This is a genomic window from Kitasatospora sp. NPDC004723 (assembly GCF_040609255.1).
Classification (GTDB): domain Bacteria; phylum Actinomycetota; class Actinomycetes; order Streptomycetales; family Streptomycetaceae; genus Kitasatospora.
In genome coordinates this window covers 106,588-124,186 of record NZ_JBEXJT010000015.1, presented here as the reverse complement: position 1 = coordinate 124,186, position 17,599 = coordinate 106,588, and the positions used below count along the sequence as shown (strand labels likewise).

Below are 17,599 nucleotides of genomic sequence, written 5' to 3'. Positions count from 1 at the left end.
GTGACAGAGCTGACCGAACAGGACAGACGAGCCACCGGCACGGTCGGCCCGTTCGCCGAACTGCTGCGGATCGAGCGCCTCGACGAGAACACGTTCCGCGGCCGCTGCCACGCCGGTGCGCCGATGCGCGCGTTCGGCGGGCACGTCGCCGCGCAGGCCCTGGCGGCGGCCGGACGGACGATCGGGGCGGAGCGCTCGGTGCACTCGCTGCACGGCTACTTCCTGACCCCGGGCGACCCGAGCCGCCCCATCGAGTACCGGGTCGACCGGGTGCGCCAGGGCACCTCCTACGCCACCCGGCAGGTGACGGCGGTCCAGCGCGGCGAGGCCGTCTTCAGCCTCTCCGCCTCCTTCAAGCGCCCCGAGCCCGCCGCCGACCGGCACCGCGAGGTGCCGCGGCTGCCCGGCCCCGAGGAGCTGCCGGACGTCTTCTCCGCCTGGGACGACGAGGCCCGCGCCGCGCTGACCGACAGCGGCTTCGGCGACCTGGAGATGCGGTTCGTCCCGCCGGACGCACCCGGTGTGCCGCCGGCCGTGCCCGGCATGCCGCAGCAGTTCGTCTGGCTGCGCACCGGCTCGCCGCTGCCCGCCGACGACCCGCTGCTGCACGTCTGCGCGCTCACCTACCTGTCGGACCTCACGCTCGCCTCGACGGCCGGACTGCACGTCCAGCCGAACTTCTTCCAGCGCACCGAGCCGCCCCGGCTGCTGATGGCCTCGCTGGACCACGCGATGTGGTTCCACCGCCCCTTCCGGGCCGACGAGTGGCTGCTGTTCGCGCAGCGCAGCCCCTCCTCCTCGGACGGCCGCGGGCTGGCACTGGGCGAGTTCTACGACCGCGAGGGCCGGCTGGTGGCCTCCGCCGTCCAGGAGGCGCTGATCCGCGAACGCCTGGTCGCACCGCGCTGACCACGGCCGACCGGCCTTCCGCCGGCCGCCCGCCGGACCCCGCCACCACCCGGTGGCCGGGGGGCGAACGGCGGGCGGCCGGTCGGCGTCATATTCCTGAGCGGCCCCGGCCCGTATCATGGTGCGGGTGACCAAGGTTGACCTGTCACCACGACCGGTGGAGGCGATGTCTCCGCGTCAGCTCGAACGCCGCGAAAGCCTGATCGCGACCGCGCTCGCCCTGGTGAACGAGATCGGCGTCGAACGGCTGCAGATGAAACAGGTCTGCGAGCGGTCCGGAGTCGCCCTGGGGACGGCGTACCGCTACTTCTCCTCCAAGGACCACCTGCTGGCGGCGGCGATCGCCGAATGGCACCGGCTGCTGCTGGCCGACCTGGTGGCGGAGCTGCGCGGACCGCGCGCCGGCCTGGGCGCCACGGACCGGGTGGTGCGGTTCGTCCGCGGCGGCATGCGGGCCTACCAGCGCCAGCCCGAACTGGCCCGGCTGCGGGTGGCCGTCGCCGCCTCCACCGACCCCTTCGCCAGCGAGGCCCTGCAGGGCATGGCCCGGGCCGACAGCGCGGCGCTCCAGGCGGTGATGGCCGACGAGGTGCCGGCCGCCGCGAGCGACCTGGTGCGGCACATCGTCGGCCACGCCTGGCAGGGCGAGCTGACGGCCTGGGTGACCGGCCGCACCACCCTCGGGGACGCCCGACGGCGGCTGGAGGACGTGGTGCGGCTGGTGCTGACCCCGTACGAGACCGCCTACCCGGCCCCGTACGACGTCCCGTCCAAGGCCTGACCGCGGGTCCAGCCGGCCTGGTGACCGGGTGACCGGGCCGTGGCGCTCCCCCGGCTTGACCTTCACACCGATGTGAAGTCCTACCGTGCGGAGCGGGTCGACCACGGCCCGATCCCCGAACCCCCGTCCGCCCAGGAGGACCCCATGGCCACGCCCCCCGCCCCCGCTCCGCTCGCCCGGACCGTCCGGGGCACCGGCCCCGGGCTGCTGCTCGCCCACGGCGCGGGCGGCAGCGTCCACGACAACTGGGGCCCGCTGCTCGACGACCTCGCCGCCCACCGCACCGTCGTCGCCCCCGACTACCCGGGCTCCGGCGACAGCCCCGACGAGCCCGGCACGCCGCACTCGCTCGACGAACTGGCCGACCGCCTGGTGGCCGCCGCCGACGCGGCCGGCCTCGCCGACTTCGACCTCGCCGGCTACTCCCTCGGCGCCGCCGTCGCCGTCCGGATCGCCACCCGCCACCCCGGCCGGGTCCGCTCGCTGCTGCTGCTCGCCGGGGTGGCCGGCGGCTCGCGGCGGCTGCGGCTGCTCGCCGACCAGGCCATCGCCCTCACCGCGTACCCCGCGCTGCTGGCCGACCACTCGCTGGCCGTCACCTTCGGCCGCACCTGGGTGGAGGAGCTGCCCGCCGCGCGCTTCGACGAGCTGCGCGCCACCCTGGCCGCCACGCCGGTCCCGGCGGGTTTCCGCTGGCAGTTCGAGCTCGCCGGCCGCGCCGACGTCCGCGCCGAGCTGGCCCGCGTCACCGTGCCCACCCTGGTCGTCTCCACCACCGAGGACGGCCTGGTGCCGCCGGAGCAGCACCGGGCGCTGGCACTGGGCATCCCCGGCGCCCGGCTGACCGAGCTGACGGCGGGCCACCTGCCGATGGTGGAGCGGCTGCCCGAGCTGCGGGACCTGCTGCTGGGCTTCCTGGCGGACGCCGACGGCGGCCCGGACGCCGCCCGGGCCTGACGGCCCGGTGGCCCGGTGGCCCGGCGGAGGGGAACACCCGGCCCGGCGGCGATGTTGCCCGGTCATGCGCATCGGAGAACTCGCCCGCCTGACCGGGGTGTCCACCCGCCTGCTGCGGTACTACGAGGAGCAGGGCCTGCTCGAACCCACCCGCTCGTCCGCCGGCTACCGCGAGTACGGTGAGGGCGACACCGTCCGGGTCCGCCAGATCCGCAGCCTGCTCGCGGCCGGCCTGCCCACCCGGGTGATCGCGCGGATCCTCCCCTGCGCGACCGGGCCGCTCCCCGCTCTGGAAGCCTGCCCCGATCTGCTCGGCACCCTCCGCGGCGAACTGGCCGAGCTCGACGCGCGCATCACCGAGCTGACCCGCAGCCGGCGGGCCCTGGCCGGGTACCTGGACGCCGCCGTGCCGCCGTCCCGCCCGTACGCGGCCGCCTGACGCCCGCCCAGGTCGCGCCTCCCCGGCGCGCCCTGCCGCCTCTCCCGGCGAGAACTGGACATAGTACGACATGTATTCCTATTTCGATCATGTCGTCGACACCTGCACGCCGTCGGCCCGCCAGTTCGCCGCGAGAGGTACCCCATGACCAGTCAGCCGCCCGGGCCGCCGGACGATCCCGCCGCCACCCTCCCCGTCGACCGGGTCGTGTTCGGGGTCGGCGCCGTCGCGGTGCTCGGGGTCGTCGCGTGGGGCGTCTTCGCCGAGGACTCCCTCGGCCGGACGTCCGGCACCGCCCTCGGCTGGGTCCTGCACAACTTCGGCTGGCTCTTCGTCGTCGCCGCCGACGTCTTCCTCGTCCTCACCGTCCTGCTCGCCTTCAGCCGGTTCGGCCGGATCCGGCTGGGCCGGGACGACGACGAACCCGAGTTCTCCACCACCGCCTGGGTCGCCATGATGTTCAGCGCGGGCATGGGCATCGGCCTGATGTTCTACGGCGTCGGCGAACCGCTCCAGCTGTTCGCCGCCCCGCAGCCCGGCTCCGGCCTCGAACCCGAGTCCGCGGCCGCCGCCCGGCAGGCCCTGGAGTTCTCGCTCTTCCACTGGACCCTGCACCCCTGGGCGATCTACGCGGTCGGCGGCCTCGCGCTCGCCTACACCACCTTCCGCAAGGGCCGGGGCAACCGGATCTCCGCCGCCTTCGTCCCGCTGATCGGCGAGCGCGGCGCCAACGGCTGGAAGGGCCGGGCGATCGACCTGCTCGCGGTGTTCGCGACCGTCTTCGGCTCCGCCACCAGCCTCGGCCTCGGCGCCCTCCAGGTGGCCGACGGGCTCGGCCACATCTCCGACGTCAGCAACAGCGAGCGCACCCAGCTGGTGATCATCGGCGCGCTGAGCGCCGCCTTCGTGGTCTCCGCCTTCTCCGGCGTGCACCGGGGCGTCAAATGGCTCTCCACCGCCAACGTCGTGCTGGCCTCGCTGATCATGGTCTTCGTGTTCCTCGTCGGCCCCACCGTCTTCGTACTGGACACCATCCCCTCCACCGTCGGCGGCTACCTCTCCAACCTGACCGTGATGTCCACCCAGACCGGCGCCTTCACCGACGAGGACTGGCTCGGCACCTGGACCATCTTCTACTGGGCCTGGTGGCTCTCCTGGGCCCCGTTCGTCGGCACCTTCATCGCCCGCATCTCGCGCGGCCGCACCGTGCGGCAGTTCCTGCTCGGCGTGCTGCTGGTGCCCAGCGGGGCCACCGTGATCTGGTTCTGCGTGATGGGCGGCACCGCGATCCGGCTGGACACCACCGGCGCCGCCGACCTCGTCGCGACCATCCCGCAGGGCGCCGAGGCCTCGCTCTTCGAGATGCTGCGCGCGCTCCCGGCCGGCGCGGTGACCAGCGTGGTCGCGGTGCTGCTGGTGATGACCTTCTTCATCACCAGCGCCGACTCCGCCTCCCTCGTGCTCGGCTCGCTCTCCAGCCGCGGCTCACTGCACCCGCGCACCTGGCTGGTGGTGGTGTGGGGCGTGCTGATGGGCGGCGTCGCAGCCGCGCTGCTGCTCGCCGGCGGGCTCACCGCGCTGCAGAACGCCACCATCCTGGTCGCGCTGCCGTTCGTCGTGGTGATGCTGCTGCTGTGCGTCGCCCTGGTGAAGGAACTGCGCACCGACCCCTCCGCCGGACCGCCCCGCTTCCACCCCGCCCACGGCCTGCGGGACGCCGTCCGGGTCGCCGTCGGCGAGGCCCTGGCCGATGTCCGACGGGGCAACCAGCGTCCCCCGACCGGGTGAAAACCCCTCCGGGGACGGCCCCACGGGTCGGTCCCCGGGGGCCATGACCTGCCATGGTGCACATTTCGCCCAAAGTGACGCCCACCTCCCATCCGGACTTCACCCGTACGTAGCGATCGTTCACACCGGCCTGGAACCCTCCGTGACATGAACGCCAACCTCACGGCGACCCTCCAGGAACCGCGCTTCCCCATGCCCCAGCGCCACCGCCGCTTCCTGGCCTGCACCGCCGTCCTCGCCTCCGTCGCCCTCGGCACCCTCGGCGTCGCCGCCACCGTCGAGACCGTCCAGCACGGCACCGTCGCCACGGCCACGGCCACCGTGCAGAAGTAGGCCCCCGCGCCGCGCCCGCACCGCCGCGGCGCCCCCTCCCCGCCGGGCACGAGCAACGACACCGCACCCGCACCGCCGCCGGCAGCCGAGAACGGCCGCGCACGGCACCGGGAGAAAACAGCCGCTGCCCGACCGCTGCAGAGGCACCCGTCGGCCCGCACCAGGCATGGCAACCGGGACCGTACCGACAAGCCCTGACGGACCGGACGCGAAAGCGGCGGCTGCAACGAGACGTGGCAGCCGAGGTCGCAACGGTGACCCCGCCCCGGGACCGTGGCCGCCCCGCCGCGACCGGCCACTCAACGGCAAGGTCGGACGAGCCAGCCGCCTCCAGTGGGACACAGGGGCGCCGACGGTGCGCTGTGGGCGGCGCCAGCAGGCAGGCCGGCCGAATCCGGCCGGGCGCGGAGGCACAGATGACAGCCCTCGGGCCGCAGAGCCCCGGGGCCTCGGGCGGCCGGGGCCGGGTGGGGGGTCAGGCGGGTTGGCCGGCTCGGGGGGCGGCGGGGGCGGGGATGGTGATGTCCGGGGTGGGGCGGGAGTGGCGGCCGGTACCCGGGGTGGGGAGGAGGTCGGGGGCCGGGGCGTAGCGGGCGGCGGGGGCGCGCAGGAGCCAGCCCGAGGGGCGAGTGGTGATCAGGCCCATGCGGTGCAGCAGGTCGAGGGCGTCGCGGCGCAGGGCGGTGCGGTCGGCGAGGTAGTCGCGGCGCCAGCCCGCCGGGAGGCCGTACTCGTCGGCGATGTCGCCGAGCACGCCGTCTATCAGCGCGTCCGGGACGGGCACATCGGCGCCGGTGGTCTCGCCGGGCAGCGGGCGGACCTCCTCGACCAGGCGCTCGACCAGCAGCAGCGCCGCCTGGGCGGCCGTCCCGGCGCCGGACAGGGCGAGGTCGGTGAGTTCCTCCGCCGGGTCGAGGAGGGCGACGCCCTCGGCCCGCTGCTCCGCCTCCAGGCCGAGGAAGTCGGCGAGCGCGGCGGGGCCGGAGTGCCGGTGGTCGCGCAGCCAGGCGCGCTGCTCCCCGGGCAGGTCGGCGGCCAGGACGGCGGGGGTCTCGGCGAGGCGGCGGCGGACGGCGGTACCGGGCTCGGCCTCGGCGGCGCGGCGGATGAGGTCGGCGGCGTCGTCGGCGAGTGCGGGCGGGCCGGCCGGGACGGCGCGGGCGAGCTCCCGGTCGACCGTCAGGACGCCCGCGGCATCGCCGGGACTGGTGGCGAGGCCGGTGACAAGGTCGGCCGGAAGGTCGGTGAGCACCTGCCAGTCGGCGAGCACGGCGAACGCCATGGCGAGGTCGGCGGGCCCGGTCGACGGGCCGGGACCGATGTCCGGACCGATGCCGGGGTCGGCGGCGTCCATCGCGGCCAGCAGGCGGCCGAGCGGGAGGCGTTCGGGCGCGTCCACCAGCAGGGCCAGGGCCAGGGCGAGCCGGGCGTAGCCGCCGGGGGTGAACGGGGCGCCGGTGGCAGGGTGTTCGAGGCGGCGGACGGCGCCGGGGCCGGGGCCGGCCTTGTGCAGACGGGCGTGCCAGGGGCCGACCACCAGGGGGTAGCCGAGCAGGGTGTCGAAGCGCTCGGTGAGCCAGTCGCGGTGACGGCGGATCAGCGGGAAGCCGTCGGCGTGTGGTCCGGAGGCGGTGACCAGCGGGTGGGCGAGGAGCAGCCGGGCGGCGATCCGGCGTTCGGAGGCGGTGGTGACGGCGGAACGATCCTGCGGTACGACGGCGGCGGCGGCCCGCGACTGTTCGGGTTTGCGGTGCCGCCCGGGCCTGCCCGGTTTGGCGCCGGAGAGCACGACGGGCAGCGCGGCGGCGTCGCGGCGGGCGCGGCGCAGGCCGGGGGCGGTGCGCGGTTCGCGGGTGCGCAGCGGCGCGGGGGTGTGCGCGGTGGGGCCGTGCCACCAGCTGACCTCGGCGGCGGACGGTTCCGCAGGATCGGAGGAATCGGTGGGAGCGGCGGGACCGGCGGGTTCGGCGGTGGACGGTTCGGCGGGGGCGCCGAAGTGACGGGCCGGGTAGAGGCCGAAGGAGGCGGCGCAGAGGTCGTCGGCGGTACCGGGGTCGGCCTCCGCGAACCAGCGTGCGAGCCGGAGCAGCGCCGGGTCGGGCGAGAGTTCCCCCGGTGGCGCGGCCGGGGCGTCCGGGTCCTGCGGGGCGTCAGCTCCGGTCGCGGCGCCGGGTACGGGGCCGCAGGCGGGTTCGCGTACGGCGACGACGGCGTCGGTGGTGCTCCGCCCCGCCCCGCCCGTGCGTCCGTCCGACGTGCCACCGGCCGTCCGTGCGGCGCCGGTCGCGTACTCCTGCTGCTTCATGTCGGGGACCAGACTAGACGCTGGGCGCGGCCCCCGCTGGCAGCCGCCCGACGCGCGGCGACATCCGGCCGGAGGCGGGGAGGACGGCGGGAGGACGGCAGGAGGAGGGCAGGAGGAGGGCGGAAGGACGACGGAAGGACGGCGACCCGTCACCCCGGTGGCCCCGCCCGCCCTACGCACGGGTAACAATCTCTTCCGAACCCCCTTCCCGTCCCCTATCGTGCCCGGCACGGGCCACCCGCCCCCACCACCCGCTCCCCCCAGCCGTCCGGAGGACACCGCCGCATGAGCATCCGTACGACCACCCGCGCCGTTCTCGGCGGCCGGCTTCGCTCGGCCTCCGGCCTGCTCGCCGGCTTCGCCACCACCTCGGCCGTCCACCTGGGGGCGCTGCTGAGCGACACCCCGGCGCTGCGGCACGCCACCAAGCCGGCGCTGATGCCGCTGCTGGCCGCGCAGAGCGTCGCCAGTGCCGCCGCGGCCGGCCGGAAGGCACCGAAGCTGCTGGCGCCGGCACTGCTGGCGAGCGCGGGCGGGGACGTGCTGCTCCAGTTCGGCCAGGACGCGACGTTCCTGGCCGGAATGGGCTCGTTCGCGGCGGCGCACGTCTGCTACGTGACGATGTTCGCCGGCCAGGGCGCGCTGACCGACCGGCGCCGGACGCTGGTGGTCGCGGCCGCGTACGCGACGGCCTGGGCGTCGATGGTGGCCCTGCTCTGGCCGGACCTCGGGGACCTGCGGATCCCGGTGGCCGGGTACAGCCTGCTGCTGGCGTCGACGGCGGTGACCTCGGCGGGGCTGGGCGTGCGGACCGGGCTGGGCGGGGCGCTGTTCCTGCTCTCGGACACCCTGATCGCCACCAAGCTGGCCCACTGGCGGGAGCTGCCGGGCCACGAGTTCTGGATCATGGCCACGTACATCCTGGCGCAGTACCTGCTGGCGACCGGTGCGCTGCGGGCCGCCGAGGCCCAGGAGGACCGGGAGTCCCCGGAGGGCCGGGAGGACGGGGAGGACCGTCAGGCGCGGGAGGCCCAGCAGACCGTCTGACCGCGCGAAGGTGCCGCCGGACGGTTCGTCCGGCGGCACCCGCCCGCGGGCCGCACCCGTGGGCGCCTTCCTTCAGGCGGACCCGGCGCCCGCGCGGCGCCGCAGCAGCCAGAAGCCGCCGACCCCGCCCGCGACCAGCAGCGCGCCGCCCGCCAGCTCCACCGGGTTCGCCGCGATCGAGCCGCCCAGGCCGGTCTTCACCGCACCGTGCGGGGCGACCTGCTGGCTGCCGGCGCCGGACTGCCCGAGCGAACCGGCCCACTCACCGGCCGCCTGGCTCCACCCGCCGATCCCCGAGGGCGCGGAACCGCCGGCCGCGCCGGACCCGCCGTGCGCACCGGAGCCGCCGGACCCGGTGGACACCGAGACCGTGGTCACCGTGACGTTGGTGGCGAACACGGCGCCGTCGGGGCAGGTGCCGTCGACCTTGTTGTCGCCGCCGTACTTGTCCGCCAGCCGGGCGGAGCCGGTGTGCTTGCCGTCGGAGCCGAGCGTGAGGGTGGCCGGGCCGCCCTCGAAGGCCTGGGAGTTGGCGGTGATCGTCTTGGCGTTGGGCTTGTCGGACTTCTCACAGGCGACCGTGACCGTCACGGTCTGGCCCGGTGCGGCCTGGGACGGGCTGACCGAGGCGGCGCCGTCCTTGGCCAGCGCGAGGGGGGCCGTCAGGCCGGTCAGCAGCGTCGCGCCGATCAGGGCGGCGGCGGCCGTACGCGTGGGGCGCATACCGGAACCTCCGGAATTCTCTCGGGCGCGGCCGGGGACTCCGACGTCCACGTGATCGATCAACCGCACCCGGTCACTCACCGACGGTAGGCACCCGCTCCACACCCGGCCACCGCTCTGGCCCGTTCGAGCGAGACGCGGGCACCCCGCGACCCGCGAGCCGTCACCCGCCGGCCGTCACGCCGACCAGGCCGGCGGACCAAGCCGGAGGAGCAGGTCAGAGGTCCAGGTCGACGACGACCGGGGCGTGGTCCGAGGTGCCCTTGCCCTTGCGCGCCTCGCGGTCGACGTAACTGTCGGTGACGGCGTCCACGAAGGGCTTGTTGGCGTACGTGAGGTCGATCCGCATGCCCCGGTTCTTCGGGAAGGCCAGCTGCCGGTAGTCCCAGTAGGTGTAGGGGCGGTCGTACTTCAGCGGGCGCGGCACCACGTCGTGCAGCCCGGCCGCGTCGAGGGCGGCGAGCGCGGCCCGCTCGGCGGGAGTGACGTGGGTGAGGCCCTCGAAGGCGGCGATGTCGAAGACGTCCTCGTCGCTCGGCGCGATGTTGAAGTCGCCGAGCACGGCGAAGGGGCGCTCGCCGGCCGCGTCCTCCAGCGAGGCGAGGCGCAGCGCCTCCAGCCACTCCAGCTTGTAGCGGTAGTGGGCGTGGTCGACCTCGCGGCCGTTGGGCACGTAGACCGACCAGACCCGGACCGGGCCGCAGGTGGCCGCGACGGCACGGGGCTCGACGTCGGGCAGCAAGGCGTCGTCGGCGAGGTAGCCGGGCTGCCCGGGCAGGTCGCGCACCACGTCGTCGAGGCCGATCCGGGAGACGATCGCCACGCCGTTCCACCGGCCGGTGCCGTGCGCGGCGGTCTCGTAGCCGAGCTCGCGGACCGGCTCGTACGGGAAGGCGTCGGCGGCGCACTTGAGCTCCTGGAGGCAGAGCACGTCGGGCTTGGCGCTCTCCAGCCATTCGAGGAGCTTGGGCAGCCGCGCGGTGACGGAGTTGATGTTCCAGGTGGCAATGCGGACGGTCACGGCGGGCGGCCTTCCCGGTGGCGGTTCGGTACAGGGGTGGACGCCCGCGTGGACGGCCGGCCCGTGGGCGGCTGCCCCGGTGGACCGGCGGCCCGATGGACGCCCACCCCGAATCTACCGAACGGCACCGACAGTCCCGCCCGGCGTCACGGCGCGGGCCGGACCACCGCCGCCGAGCCGCCGCCGCGGCGCACCGGTTCGGCGGCGGCACGCCAGCGCCCGTCCGGCAGCCGCTCGACGCCGGTCGCGGCGCCGATCTCCGGCGTGCCGGTGAACACATGGCCGAGCGCCTCCAGCCGGGCCCGTTCGGGCAGGGCCAGGAAGGCCGGCTCGGCCTGGGTGGCGGCGGTGTTGCGCTGGCTGGCGCGCGGCGCGGCGATCGCCTGCTCCAGGCTCAGGCCCCGGTCGAGGCGGCCGAGCAGCACCTGCAGGGTGGTGGTGATGATGGTGGCGCCGCCGGGCGAGCCGGCCGCCAGCAGGGGCTCGCCGTCGCGCAGCACGATGGTCGGCGAGAGCGAGGAGCGCGGCCGCTTGCCGGGGCCGGGCAGGTTGGGGTCGGGCACCCCGGGGAACAGCGGGGTGAAGTTGAAGTCGGTCAGCTCGTTGTTGAGCAGGAAGCCGCGGCCGGGGACGGTGATGCCGCTGCCGCCGGTCTGCTCCAGGGTGAGGGTGTAGGAGACGACGTTGCCCCAGCGGTCGGCCACGGTGAGGTGGCTGGTGCTCAGGCCCTCGTAGGGCTCGGCGGCGGGTGCCGGGGCGGCGTCCGGGCAGCCGGCCAGGTGGCGCGGGTCACCGGGGGCCACCGGGCTGGTGAGCGCGCGGTCGGGGCTGATCAGGCAGGCGCGGGAGGCCGCGTAGCGCGCGGACAGCAGTTCCGCGGTCGGCACGTCGTTGAACGCCGGGTCGCCGACCCAGCGGTTGCGGTCCGCGAAGGAGAGCCGGGAGGCCTCCAGGAAGTGGTGGTAGTACTGCGTGGCGTCGTAGTCGGCGACCTCGCCGTCCTCCAGGATGCCGAGCGCCTCGCCGACGGTGGTGCCGCCGGAGCTGGAGGGGGCGATCGAGTAGAGGTCGTAGTCCCGGTAGGCGACGTGGGTGGGCTGCTGGCGGCGGACCCGGTACGCGGCCAGGTCCGCGGCGTCGACCTGGCCGGGGCGGGCGGTCCGGCCGGAGGCGGGGTCGACCGGCGGGTGCTGCACGGTGCGGACGATGTCCTCGCCGATCGCGCCCCGGTAGAGCGCCCCGGTGCCTTCCTTGCCGAGCTGGCGGTAGGTGGCGGCGAGGTCGGGGTTGCGGAAGGTGGAGCCGACGGCGGGCAGCGCGCCGCCGGGCAGGAAAAGCTTGGCGGTGTCCGGGAAGTCCTTGAACCGGGCCTGGTTGAGCGCGGTCTGGTCCTGGAAGGTCTGGTCGACGGTGAAGCCCTGTTCGGCGATCCGCTGGGCGGGCTTCAGCGCCTCGGCGAAGCTGCGCCGGCCCCAGAGTCCGACGGCGGTCTCCCAGGTGGCCGGGGAGCCCGGCACGCCGACCGACAGGCCGCTGGTGACGGCGTCGGCGAACGGCAGCGGTGCGCCGTTCTCCAGGAAGAGCGAGGTGTCGGCCTTGCGGGAGGCGGTCTCCCGGCCGTCGATGGTGTGCACCCGGCCGGTGGCGTGGTCGTAGTAGACGAAGTATCCGCCGCCGCCGATGCCGGCCGAGTACGGCTCGGTGACGCCCAGCGCGGCCGCGACCGCGACCGCCGCGTCCACGGCGTTGCCGCCCTTGCGCAGCACCTCGATGCCGGCGGCCGTGGCGTCGGCGTCCACGCTGGCCACCGCCCCGCCCCAGCCGACCGCCTCGGGCACCTTGGCCGGCGGCGGCGCCGCCCCGGCGGGTCCGGCGGTGGACCACACCAGGGCGGTGGTGAGCAGGAGCGGCGGGGCGATGCGGGCCAGTGCTCTCATCCGATACTCCTCTGAGTCGACGTCAACTCCGTTGTTTCACAGGAGGCATGGCCCCGACAACCGTGCCGCGTCACTACCAACGGGTAGTTGACAACCCCGGGGAGAACGCACCGAACAGCCGATCACATTTCAAACCCAAACGAGTGAAGAAATGAACAGCTGCTCATGTGGGCGATAGCTTGTGCTCGCACCGCACGCTTTCCGCACCCGAAGGACGCGACTTCCCCGTGTACCCCCCTCCTCCGCCGCCGTTCCCGCCTGCCGCACCCCCGGTGCCGCTCCGCCCCTGGTGGCAGCGGCGCGGCGTGCACGTCGCGAGCTTCCTCGTCTTCCCCTTCGCGAGCTTCCTGATCGCCTGGACCCGGCCCGCCCGGCCGCTCTGGCGGAAGCTGCTCAGCAGTGCGGTGGCAGCGTTCTGCTGCCTGGCCTGGATCGGCGCGGTGACCAACCCCAAGCCCGCCGAGCAGCCGTCGGCCCCGGCCGCCGCCACCGCGTCCGCGAGCCCCTCTCCCACCGAGACGCCGACGCCGACGGCCGTGCCGACCGAGACGGCCGCCCCGGCCCCGGTACCCGCGCCCGCCGAGACGGCGGCGCCGGAGCCGACCCCGGAGTCGACGCCGACCGCCCCGCCGGTCGCAACGCCGCCGGCCCCGCCGGCCGCACCGACCTCGGCCGCGCACCCGCAGACCCCGGCGCCGCCCGCAGCGCCCGCCCCGACCTCGAAGGCCCCCAGGCCTACCCAGGCGGCCCCCACCGCCCCGCCCGCCGACGGCGGAGGCTCCGGCAGCACCACCGGCGGCTCCGGTACGGGCGGTGGCGGTTCCACCTCCAGCGGTGGCACCACGGGCGGCGGCACCACGGGTGGCGGCAGCACGGGCGGCGGCAGCACAGGCGGTGACGGTTCGTCCGGCAGCTCGACGACCGGCGGCTCGTCCACCGGCGGGAGCGCCGGGACGGTCCACCAGGGCTCCTTCTGCGCGCCGGCCGGAGCGACCGGCGTCACCACCGCGGGCACGCCGATGGTCTGCGGCCCGGACGCGAACGGCCGCAACCGCTGGCAGCGCGCCGGCTGACAACTGACAACTGACAACTTTCAGCTGACAGATAACAGCTGACAGATAACGTCATCTGTTATCTGTCAGCTGTTATCCGTTACTCGCCGGCTGTCACCCGCCCCGCCGCTACGGCACGGCGCGCTCCACCCGCCGCCGCTTGATGGTGCGAAAGCGCCGGGCGACCTGGCGGGCCAGGTCCGCGGCGCCGACCAGCCCGGCCTCGTTGCCGAGCGCGGCGTGCACGATGGCCGCCTCGGGCCGGAAGCCGCGGCCGGTGAGGGTGCGGCGGAAAGTGTCCCGGGCCGGGCCGAGCAGCAGGTCGCCGGCCTCGGAGACGCCGCCGCCGATGACGAAGCGGCCCGGGTCGAGGGCGGCGGCCAGGTTGGCGATGCCGACGCCGAGCCAGGTGCCGACCTCGTAGAGCAGCTCGGTGGCGGTCGGGTCGCCGGCCCGGGCGGCCTCGGTGACCAGCGGGCCGGTGATGCCCTCGACGGCGCCGCCGGCCCGGGCCAGCAGCGGCTGGACCACCGGGGACTCCTCGGCGACCAGCTCGCGGGCGTCGCGCACCAGCGCGTTGCCGGAGGAGTACTGCTCCCAGCAGCCGCGGTTGCCGCACGGGCAGCGGTGGCCGCCCGGCACCACCTGCATGTGCCCGAACTCGCCGGCCAGCCCGTACTTGCCCCGGTCCACGTAGCCGTCGCGGACGACGGCGCCGCCGATGCCGGTGCCGAGGGTCAGCATCACCATGTGTTCCTCGCCCCGGCCCGCGCCGAAGCGCCACTCGGCCCAGGCGGCGGCGTTGGCGTCGTTCTCGACGATCACCGGGAACCGCAGGCGGGCACTGAGCGCCTCCCGCAGCGGTTCGCCGCGCCAGTTGAGGTGCGGGGCGAAGAGCACGGTGGAGCGCTCGGCGTCGACCCAGCCGGCCGCGCCGATGCCCACGGCGTGCACGTCGTGCCGGTCGGCGAGCTCCAGCACCAGCTCGACGATGACGTCCTCGACCACCTTGGGGCTCTTGGACTTGTGGGGCGTGTCGGTGCGCAGCTTCTCCAGCACCTTGCCCTCGCCGTCGACCACGCCCGCGACGACCTTGGTGCCGCCGATGTCGACGCCGATGGTCGGCAGCCGCAGCACGCCGGCGGGAAGCGCCCGGCGGCGGCGCTCGGCGCGCGGGCCGAGGCCGAGCAGGGTGGGCAGGACCGGCGGCCGGTTGCCGCCGTGGGGGCTGGTCACGGCTGCGGACGCTCCTTGCCGGGATCGGTGGTCGGGCCGGCGGTCGGGCCGGCGGTCGGATCGGCGGTCGGGGCGACGGGACCTGCGGTCGGGCCGGCGGGGCCGGGACCGGGGGCGTCGGCCCGGGACAGCTCGTGGGAGAGCTCGGCGAGGTCGGAGCCGCCGGCCATCTCGGTGGTGAGCTGTTCGAGGCCGATCTCCGCCCTGGGGTGGCTGCCGGCCATCCGGCCGCGCTTGAGCAGGGTGAAGTGGTCCCCGACCAGGTACGCGTGGTGCGGGTTGTGGGTGATCAGCACCACGCCGAGGCCGGCGTCCCGGGCGGCGGTGACGTACTTGAGCACCACCCCGGACTGCTTGACGCCGAGCGCGGCGGTCGGCTCGTCCAGGACGAGCACCTTGGCGCCGAAGTGCACGGCACGGGCGATGGCCACGCACTGGCGCTGACCGCCGGACAGGGTGCCGATCGGGCGGTCGACGTCGGGCAGGTCGATGCCCATGTCGGCGAGCGCCCGGCGGGTGGTGGCGCGCATGCCGTCGGCGTCGATCCGCAGCCCGCCCCAGCGCTTGTACCCCTGCTCGGAGCCGAGGAAGAAGTTGCGCCAGACCGGCATCAGCGGCACCACGGCGAGGTCCTGGTAGACGGTGGCGATGCCGCGGTCCAGGGCCTGGCGCGGGGAGTCCAGGCGGACCTCCTCGCCGCCCACCGTGAAGGTGCCCTCGTCGTGCCGGTGCAGCCCGGCGATGATCTTGATGAGGGTGGACTTGCCGGCGCCGTTGTCGCCGAGCACGCAGCTGATCTCACCGGCCCGCAGGGTCAGTGAGACGTCCTCCAGGGCGCGCACGGTGCCGTAGGTCTTGCCGACGCCGGTGAGCGCGAGCAGCTCGGCGGGCGGGGTCGGCGCGGCGGGCGAGGCCGACTCGGTGGGCGAGGTCATCGGGGCCCCCGTTCGGCACGGCGCTTGACCAGGGAGTTCAGCAGGGCGGCCAGCAGCAGCATCGCACCCAGGAAGAACTTGAACCAGTCGGGGTTCCACTGGGCGTAGATGATGCCCTTGCTGACCATGCCGAAGATCAGCGCGCCCAGCGCGGAGCCGACCACCGAGCCGTAGCCGCCGGTGATCAGGCAGCCGCCGATGACGGCCGCGACGATGTAGATCAGCTCGTTGCCGACGCCCTCGCCGGACTGCACGGTGTCGAAGGAGAACAGCAGGTGCTGCCCCAGCACCCAGGCGCCGAAGCCGACGAACAGGTAGAGCACGGTCTTCGTCCGCGCGACCGGGACGCCCACCGCGCGGGCCGCGGCCGCGTCCCCGCCGACCGCGAAGATCCAGTTGCCGAAGCGGGTGCGCAGCAGCACCCAGCTGCCGGCCAGCAGCAGGCCCAGCCACCACCACACGGTCGCCTTGATCGTCAGCCCGCCGACGGTGACCTCGGAGGCGAACAGCCAGCGGCAGGAGGCGAAGCCCTGCATGTCGGAGATCGGCTTGGTGGAGACGGTGCCGGAGACCAGCTTGGTGACGCCGAGGTTGGCACCGGTCAGCATCAGGAAGGTGCCGAGGGTGACGATGAAGCTGGGCAGCTTGGTGCGCGCCAGCATCCAGCCGTTGAACAGGCCGACCGCCAGCGTGACGGCCAGCGAGACCAGCACGCCCACCCAGGTCACCGCGGTGAGCTGGTAGGAGACCATCGAGGAGGTCAGCGCGGCGGTGGTGACCAGCACGCCCGCCGACAGGTCGAACTCGCCGCCGATCATCAGCAGCGCCACCGGCACGGCCATGATCCCGATGGTGGAGGCCGCGTACAGCACGGTGCCCAGCGAGGAGACCCGCAGGAACGGCTCGGCGACGGCGGCGAAGACCAGGAAGACCGCGGCGGCGGCGATCAGCGCGCCCAGTTCCGGCCGGCCGGCCAGTCGGCGCAGCGCGGCCGGGCGCTCCCGGCGCCCGGCGGCCAGGACGTCGGTGCTGCTCACCTGGTCCCCCTCGCGACGTACTCGGCGAGGGCGTCCGCGTTCTCCTTGGTGAGGATCTGCGGGCCGGTGGCCACCGGCTGGCCGCCGCCGAGCATGTTGAGGTTGAAGCGGTAGAGCCAGATCAGGTCGACGCCCTCGTAGCCCTGGAGGTAGGGCTGCTGGTCGACGGCGAAGCCGACGGTGCCCGCCTTCAGGCCGGCCACCACCTGGGTGCCCAGGTCGAAGGTGTCGAGCTCGACCGGGCGGCGGGCGTCCTGGATCGCCTGCAGACCGGTGGCGGCCATCGGGCCGGAGAGGGTCAGCACGGTGTCGATCGCCGGGTCGGCCTGCAGCTTGGCGGAGATCGCGGCGCGGGCGTCGGGCATGTTGACGCCGTCGACGTACAGCACCTGGAAGGCGCCGCCGGCGGTGCTCTGCGCACCGGAGCAGCGCTGCTCCTGGCCGACGTTGCCCTGCTCGTGGATCACGCAGAGCACGTTCTTGCGGCCGCGCTCGGACAGCGCGCCGCCGGCGGCCCGGCCGGCGGTGACCTCGTCCTGGCCGATGTGGGTGAGCGCGCCGAACTTCGCGGAGAACTCCTGGCCGGAGTTGATGGTGATCACCGGGATGCCGGCGGCCTTGGCCTTGGCCAGCACGTCGGCCATCGCGTCGCCCTTGGCGAGGGTGACCAGCAGGCCGTCGACCTTCTGGTCGATGGCGGCCTGGACGAGCTGGACCTGGTTCTGGGTCTGCGCGTCGTTGGAGTACAGGAAGGTGATGTTGTCCTTGGCGGCGGCCTGCTCGGCGCCCTTGCGCACGGTGTCCCAGAAGGCGTCGCCGGCGCCCGCGTGGGTCACCATCGCGACCTTCCAGCGGGGGGTGGTGACGGCGCCGCCGGCGGCGGCTGCGGCCTTGGCGCGGGCCTCCTCGGCGCGTCTGCCTCCGGTGCTGCTGCAGCCGGCGACGGCGACCGTGAAGGCCAGGACGGCCAGCGCGGCGGCGGCGGGCCTCAGCCGGCGGACGGGACTCATGCGGGTTGTGCTCATCCCCATAGTCTCGCTTCCCCGCGGACGCGCCTTCGCACCGCCTCGCCCGGCGGGCCGATCCGTCCGGACGGTAT

16 protein-coding genes are annotated in these 17,599 nt (G+C 74.9%); 8 read left to right on the top strand and 8 right to left on the bottom strand.

All coding sequences use genetic code 11. From position 1 onward, the window contains the following. From ABZW10_RS17700 to ABZW10_RS17675, 6 genes are all read left to right on the top strand, one after another. Positions 1-909, top strand: a complete 909-nt coding sequence (locus tag ABZW10_RS17700; protein WP_355365970.1) for an acyl-CoA thioesterase domain-containing protein — start codon at positions 1-3, stop codon at positions 907-909. A 127-nt stretch (positions 910-1,036) separates the two neighbouring features. Continuing rightward, positions 1,037-1,690, top strand: a complete 654-nt coding sequence (locus ABZW10_RS17695) for a TetR/AcrR family transcriptional regulator (RefSeq protein ID WP_355365967.1) — start codon at positions 1,037-1,039, stop codon at positions 1,688-1,690. Between the two features lie 144 nt (positions 1,691-1,834). After that, complete coding sequence (locus ABZW10_RS17690) at positions 1,835-2,647, top strand: alpha/beta fold hydrolase (protein ID WP_355365965.1); 813 nt, start codon at positions 1,835-1,837, stop codon at positions 2,645-2,647. A gap of 64 nt (positions 2,648-2,711) precedes the next feature. Beyond that, positions 2,712-3,086, top strand: a complete 375-nt coding sequence (locus ABZW10_RS17685) for a MerR family transcriptional regulator (RefSeq protein WP_355365962.1) — start codon at positions 2,712-2,714, stop codon at positions 3,084-3,086. Positions 3,087-3,230: 144 nt separating this feature from the next. Next, on the top strand, positions 3,231-4,874 hold the full coding sequence (locus tag ABZW10_RS17680; protein WP_355365959.1) for a BCCT family transporter: 1,644 nt from the start codon (positions 3,231-3,233) through the stop codon (positions 4,872-4,874). 147 nt (positions 4,875-5,021) lie between these two features. Beyond that, complete coding sequence (locus tag ABZW10_RS17675; protein ID WP_355365956.1) at positions 5,022-5,207, top strand: hypothetical protein; 186 nt, start codon at positions 5,022-5,024, stop codon at positions 5,205-5,207. Between the two features lie 475 nt (positions 5,208-5,682). Here ABZW10_RS17675 and ABZW10_RS17670 read toward each other — a convergent pair whose 3' ends face one another. Beyond that, positions 5,683-7,512 carry a DUF2398 family protein gene (locus ABZW10_RS17670; protein ID WP_355365953.1) on the bottom strand — a complete coding sequence of 610 codons (1,830 nt, stop codon included), beginning with the start codon at positions 7,510-7,512 and terminating at the stop codon, positions 5,683-5,685. A 285-nt stretch (positions 7,513-7,797) separates the two neighbouring features. Here ABZW10_RS17670 and ABZW10_RS17665 point away from each other — a divergent pair, with 285 nt between their 5' ends. Next, the gene (locus ABZW10_RS17665) at positions 7,798-8,559 is read left to right on the top strand and encodes a lysoplasmalogenase (protein WP_355365950.1); all 762 of its coding nucleotides are present in this window, start codon (positions 7,798-7,800) and stop codon (positions 8,557-8,559) included. A 72-nt stretch (positions 8,560-8,631) separates the two neighbouring features. Here the strand turns inward: ABZW10_RS17665 and ABZW10_RS17660 are convergent, their stop codons facing one another. From ABZW10_RS17660 to ggt, 3 genes are all read right to left on the bottom strand, one after another. Beyond that, positions 8,632-9,282 carry a hypothetical protein gene (locus tag ABZW10_RS17660; RefSeq protein ID WP_355365947.1) on the bottom strand — a complete coding sequence of 217 codons (651 nt, stop codon included), beginning with the start codon at positions 9,280-9,282 and terminating at the stop codon, positions 8,632-8,634. 217 nt (positions 9,283-9,499) lie between these two features. Continuing rightward, a complete protein-coding gene (locus ABZW10_RS17655) occupies positions 9,500-10,303 on the bottom strand; it encodes an exodeoxyribonuclease III (protein ID WP_355365944.1) in 804 nt (267 codons plus the stop codon). Between the two features lie 146 nt (positions 10,304-10,449). After that, positions 10,450-12,240: a gamma-glutamyltransferase gene (gene ggt, locus ABZW10_RS17650; RefSeq protein ID WP_355365941.1), complete on the bottom strand. Its 1,791-nt coding sequence runs from the start codon at positions 12,238-12,240 to the stop codon at positions 10,450-10,452. 227 nt (positions 12,241-12,467) lie between these two features. On the opposite strand from ggt, the gene ABZW10_RS17645 reads away from it, so the two are divergent. Further along, entirely contained in the window at positions 12,468-13,313 is an 846-nt protein-coding gene (locus ABZW10_RS17645; RefSeq protein ID WP_355365938.1) for a hypothetical protein, read from the top strand. A 108-nt stretch (positions 13,314-13,421) separates the two neighbouring features. On the opposite strand, the gene ABZW10_RS17640 is transcribed toward ABZW10_RS17645, so the two are convergent. The 4 genes from ABZW10_RS17640 to ABZW10_RS17625 are packed head-to-tail and all read right to left on the bottom strand — an operon-like array spanning position 13,422 to position 17,510. Then, positions 13,422-14,483: an ROK family glucokinase gene (locus ABZW10_RS17640; RefSeq protein WP_355366063.1), complete on the bottom strand. Its 1,062-nt coding sequence runs from the start codon at positions 14,481-14,483 to the stop codon at positions 13,422-13,424. Positions 14,484-14,524: 41 nt separating this feature from the next. Further along, a complete protein-coding gene (locus ABZW10_RS17635) occupies positions 14,525-15,463 on the bottom strand; it encodes an ATP-binding cassette domain-containing protein (RefSeq protein ID WP_355365935.1) in 939 nt (312 codons plus the stop codon). Further along, entirely contained in the window at positions 15,460-16,500 is a 1,041-nt protein-coding gene (locus ABZW10_RS17630; RefSeq protein WP_355365932.1) for an ABC transporter permease, read from the bottom strand. Before ABZW10_RS17630 ends, ABZW10_RS17635 begins: the two co-directional genes overlap by 4 nt. Next, positions 16,497-17,510, bottom strand: coding sequence for a substrate-binding domain-containing protein (locus tag ABZW10_RS17625; protein WP_355366060.1), 1,014 nt, complete (start codon positions 17,508-17,510; stop codon positions 16,497-16,499). The genes ABZW10_RS17630 and ABZW10_RS17625 overlap by 4 nt, the downstream gene beginning before the upstream one ends. Positions 17,511-17,599: the final 89 nt, after the last annotated feature.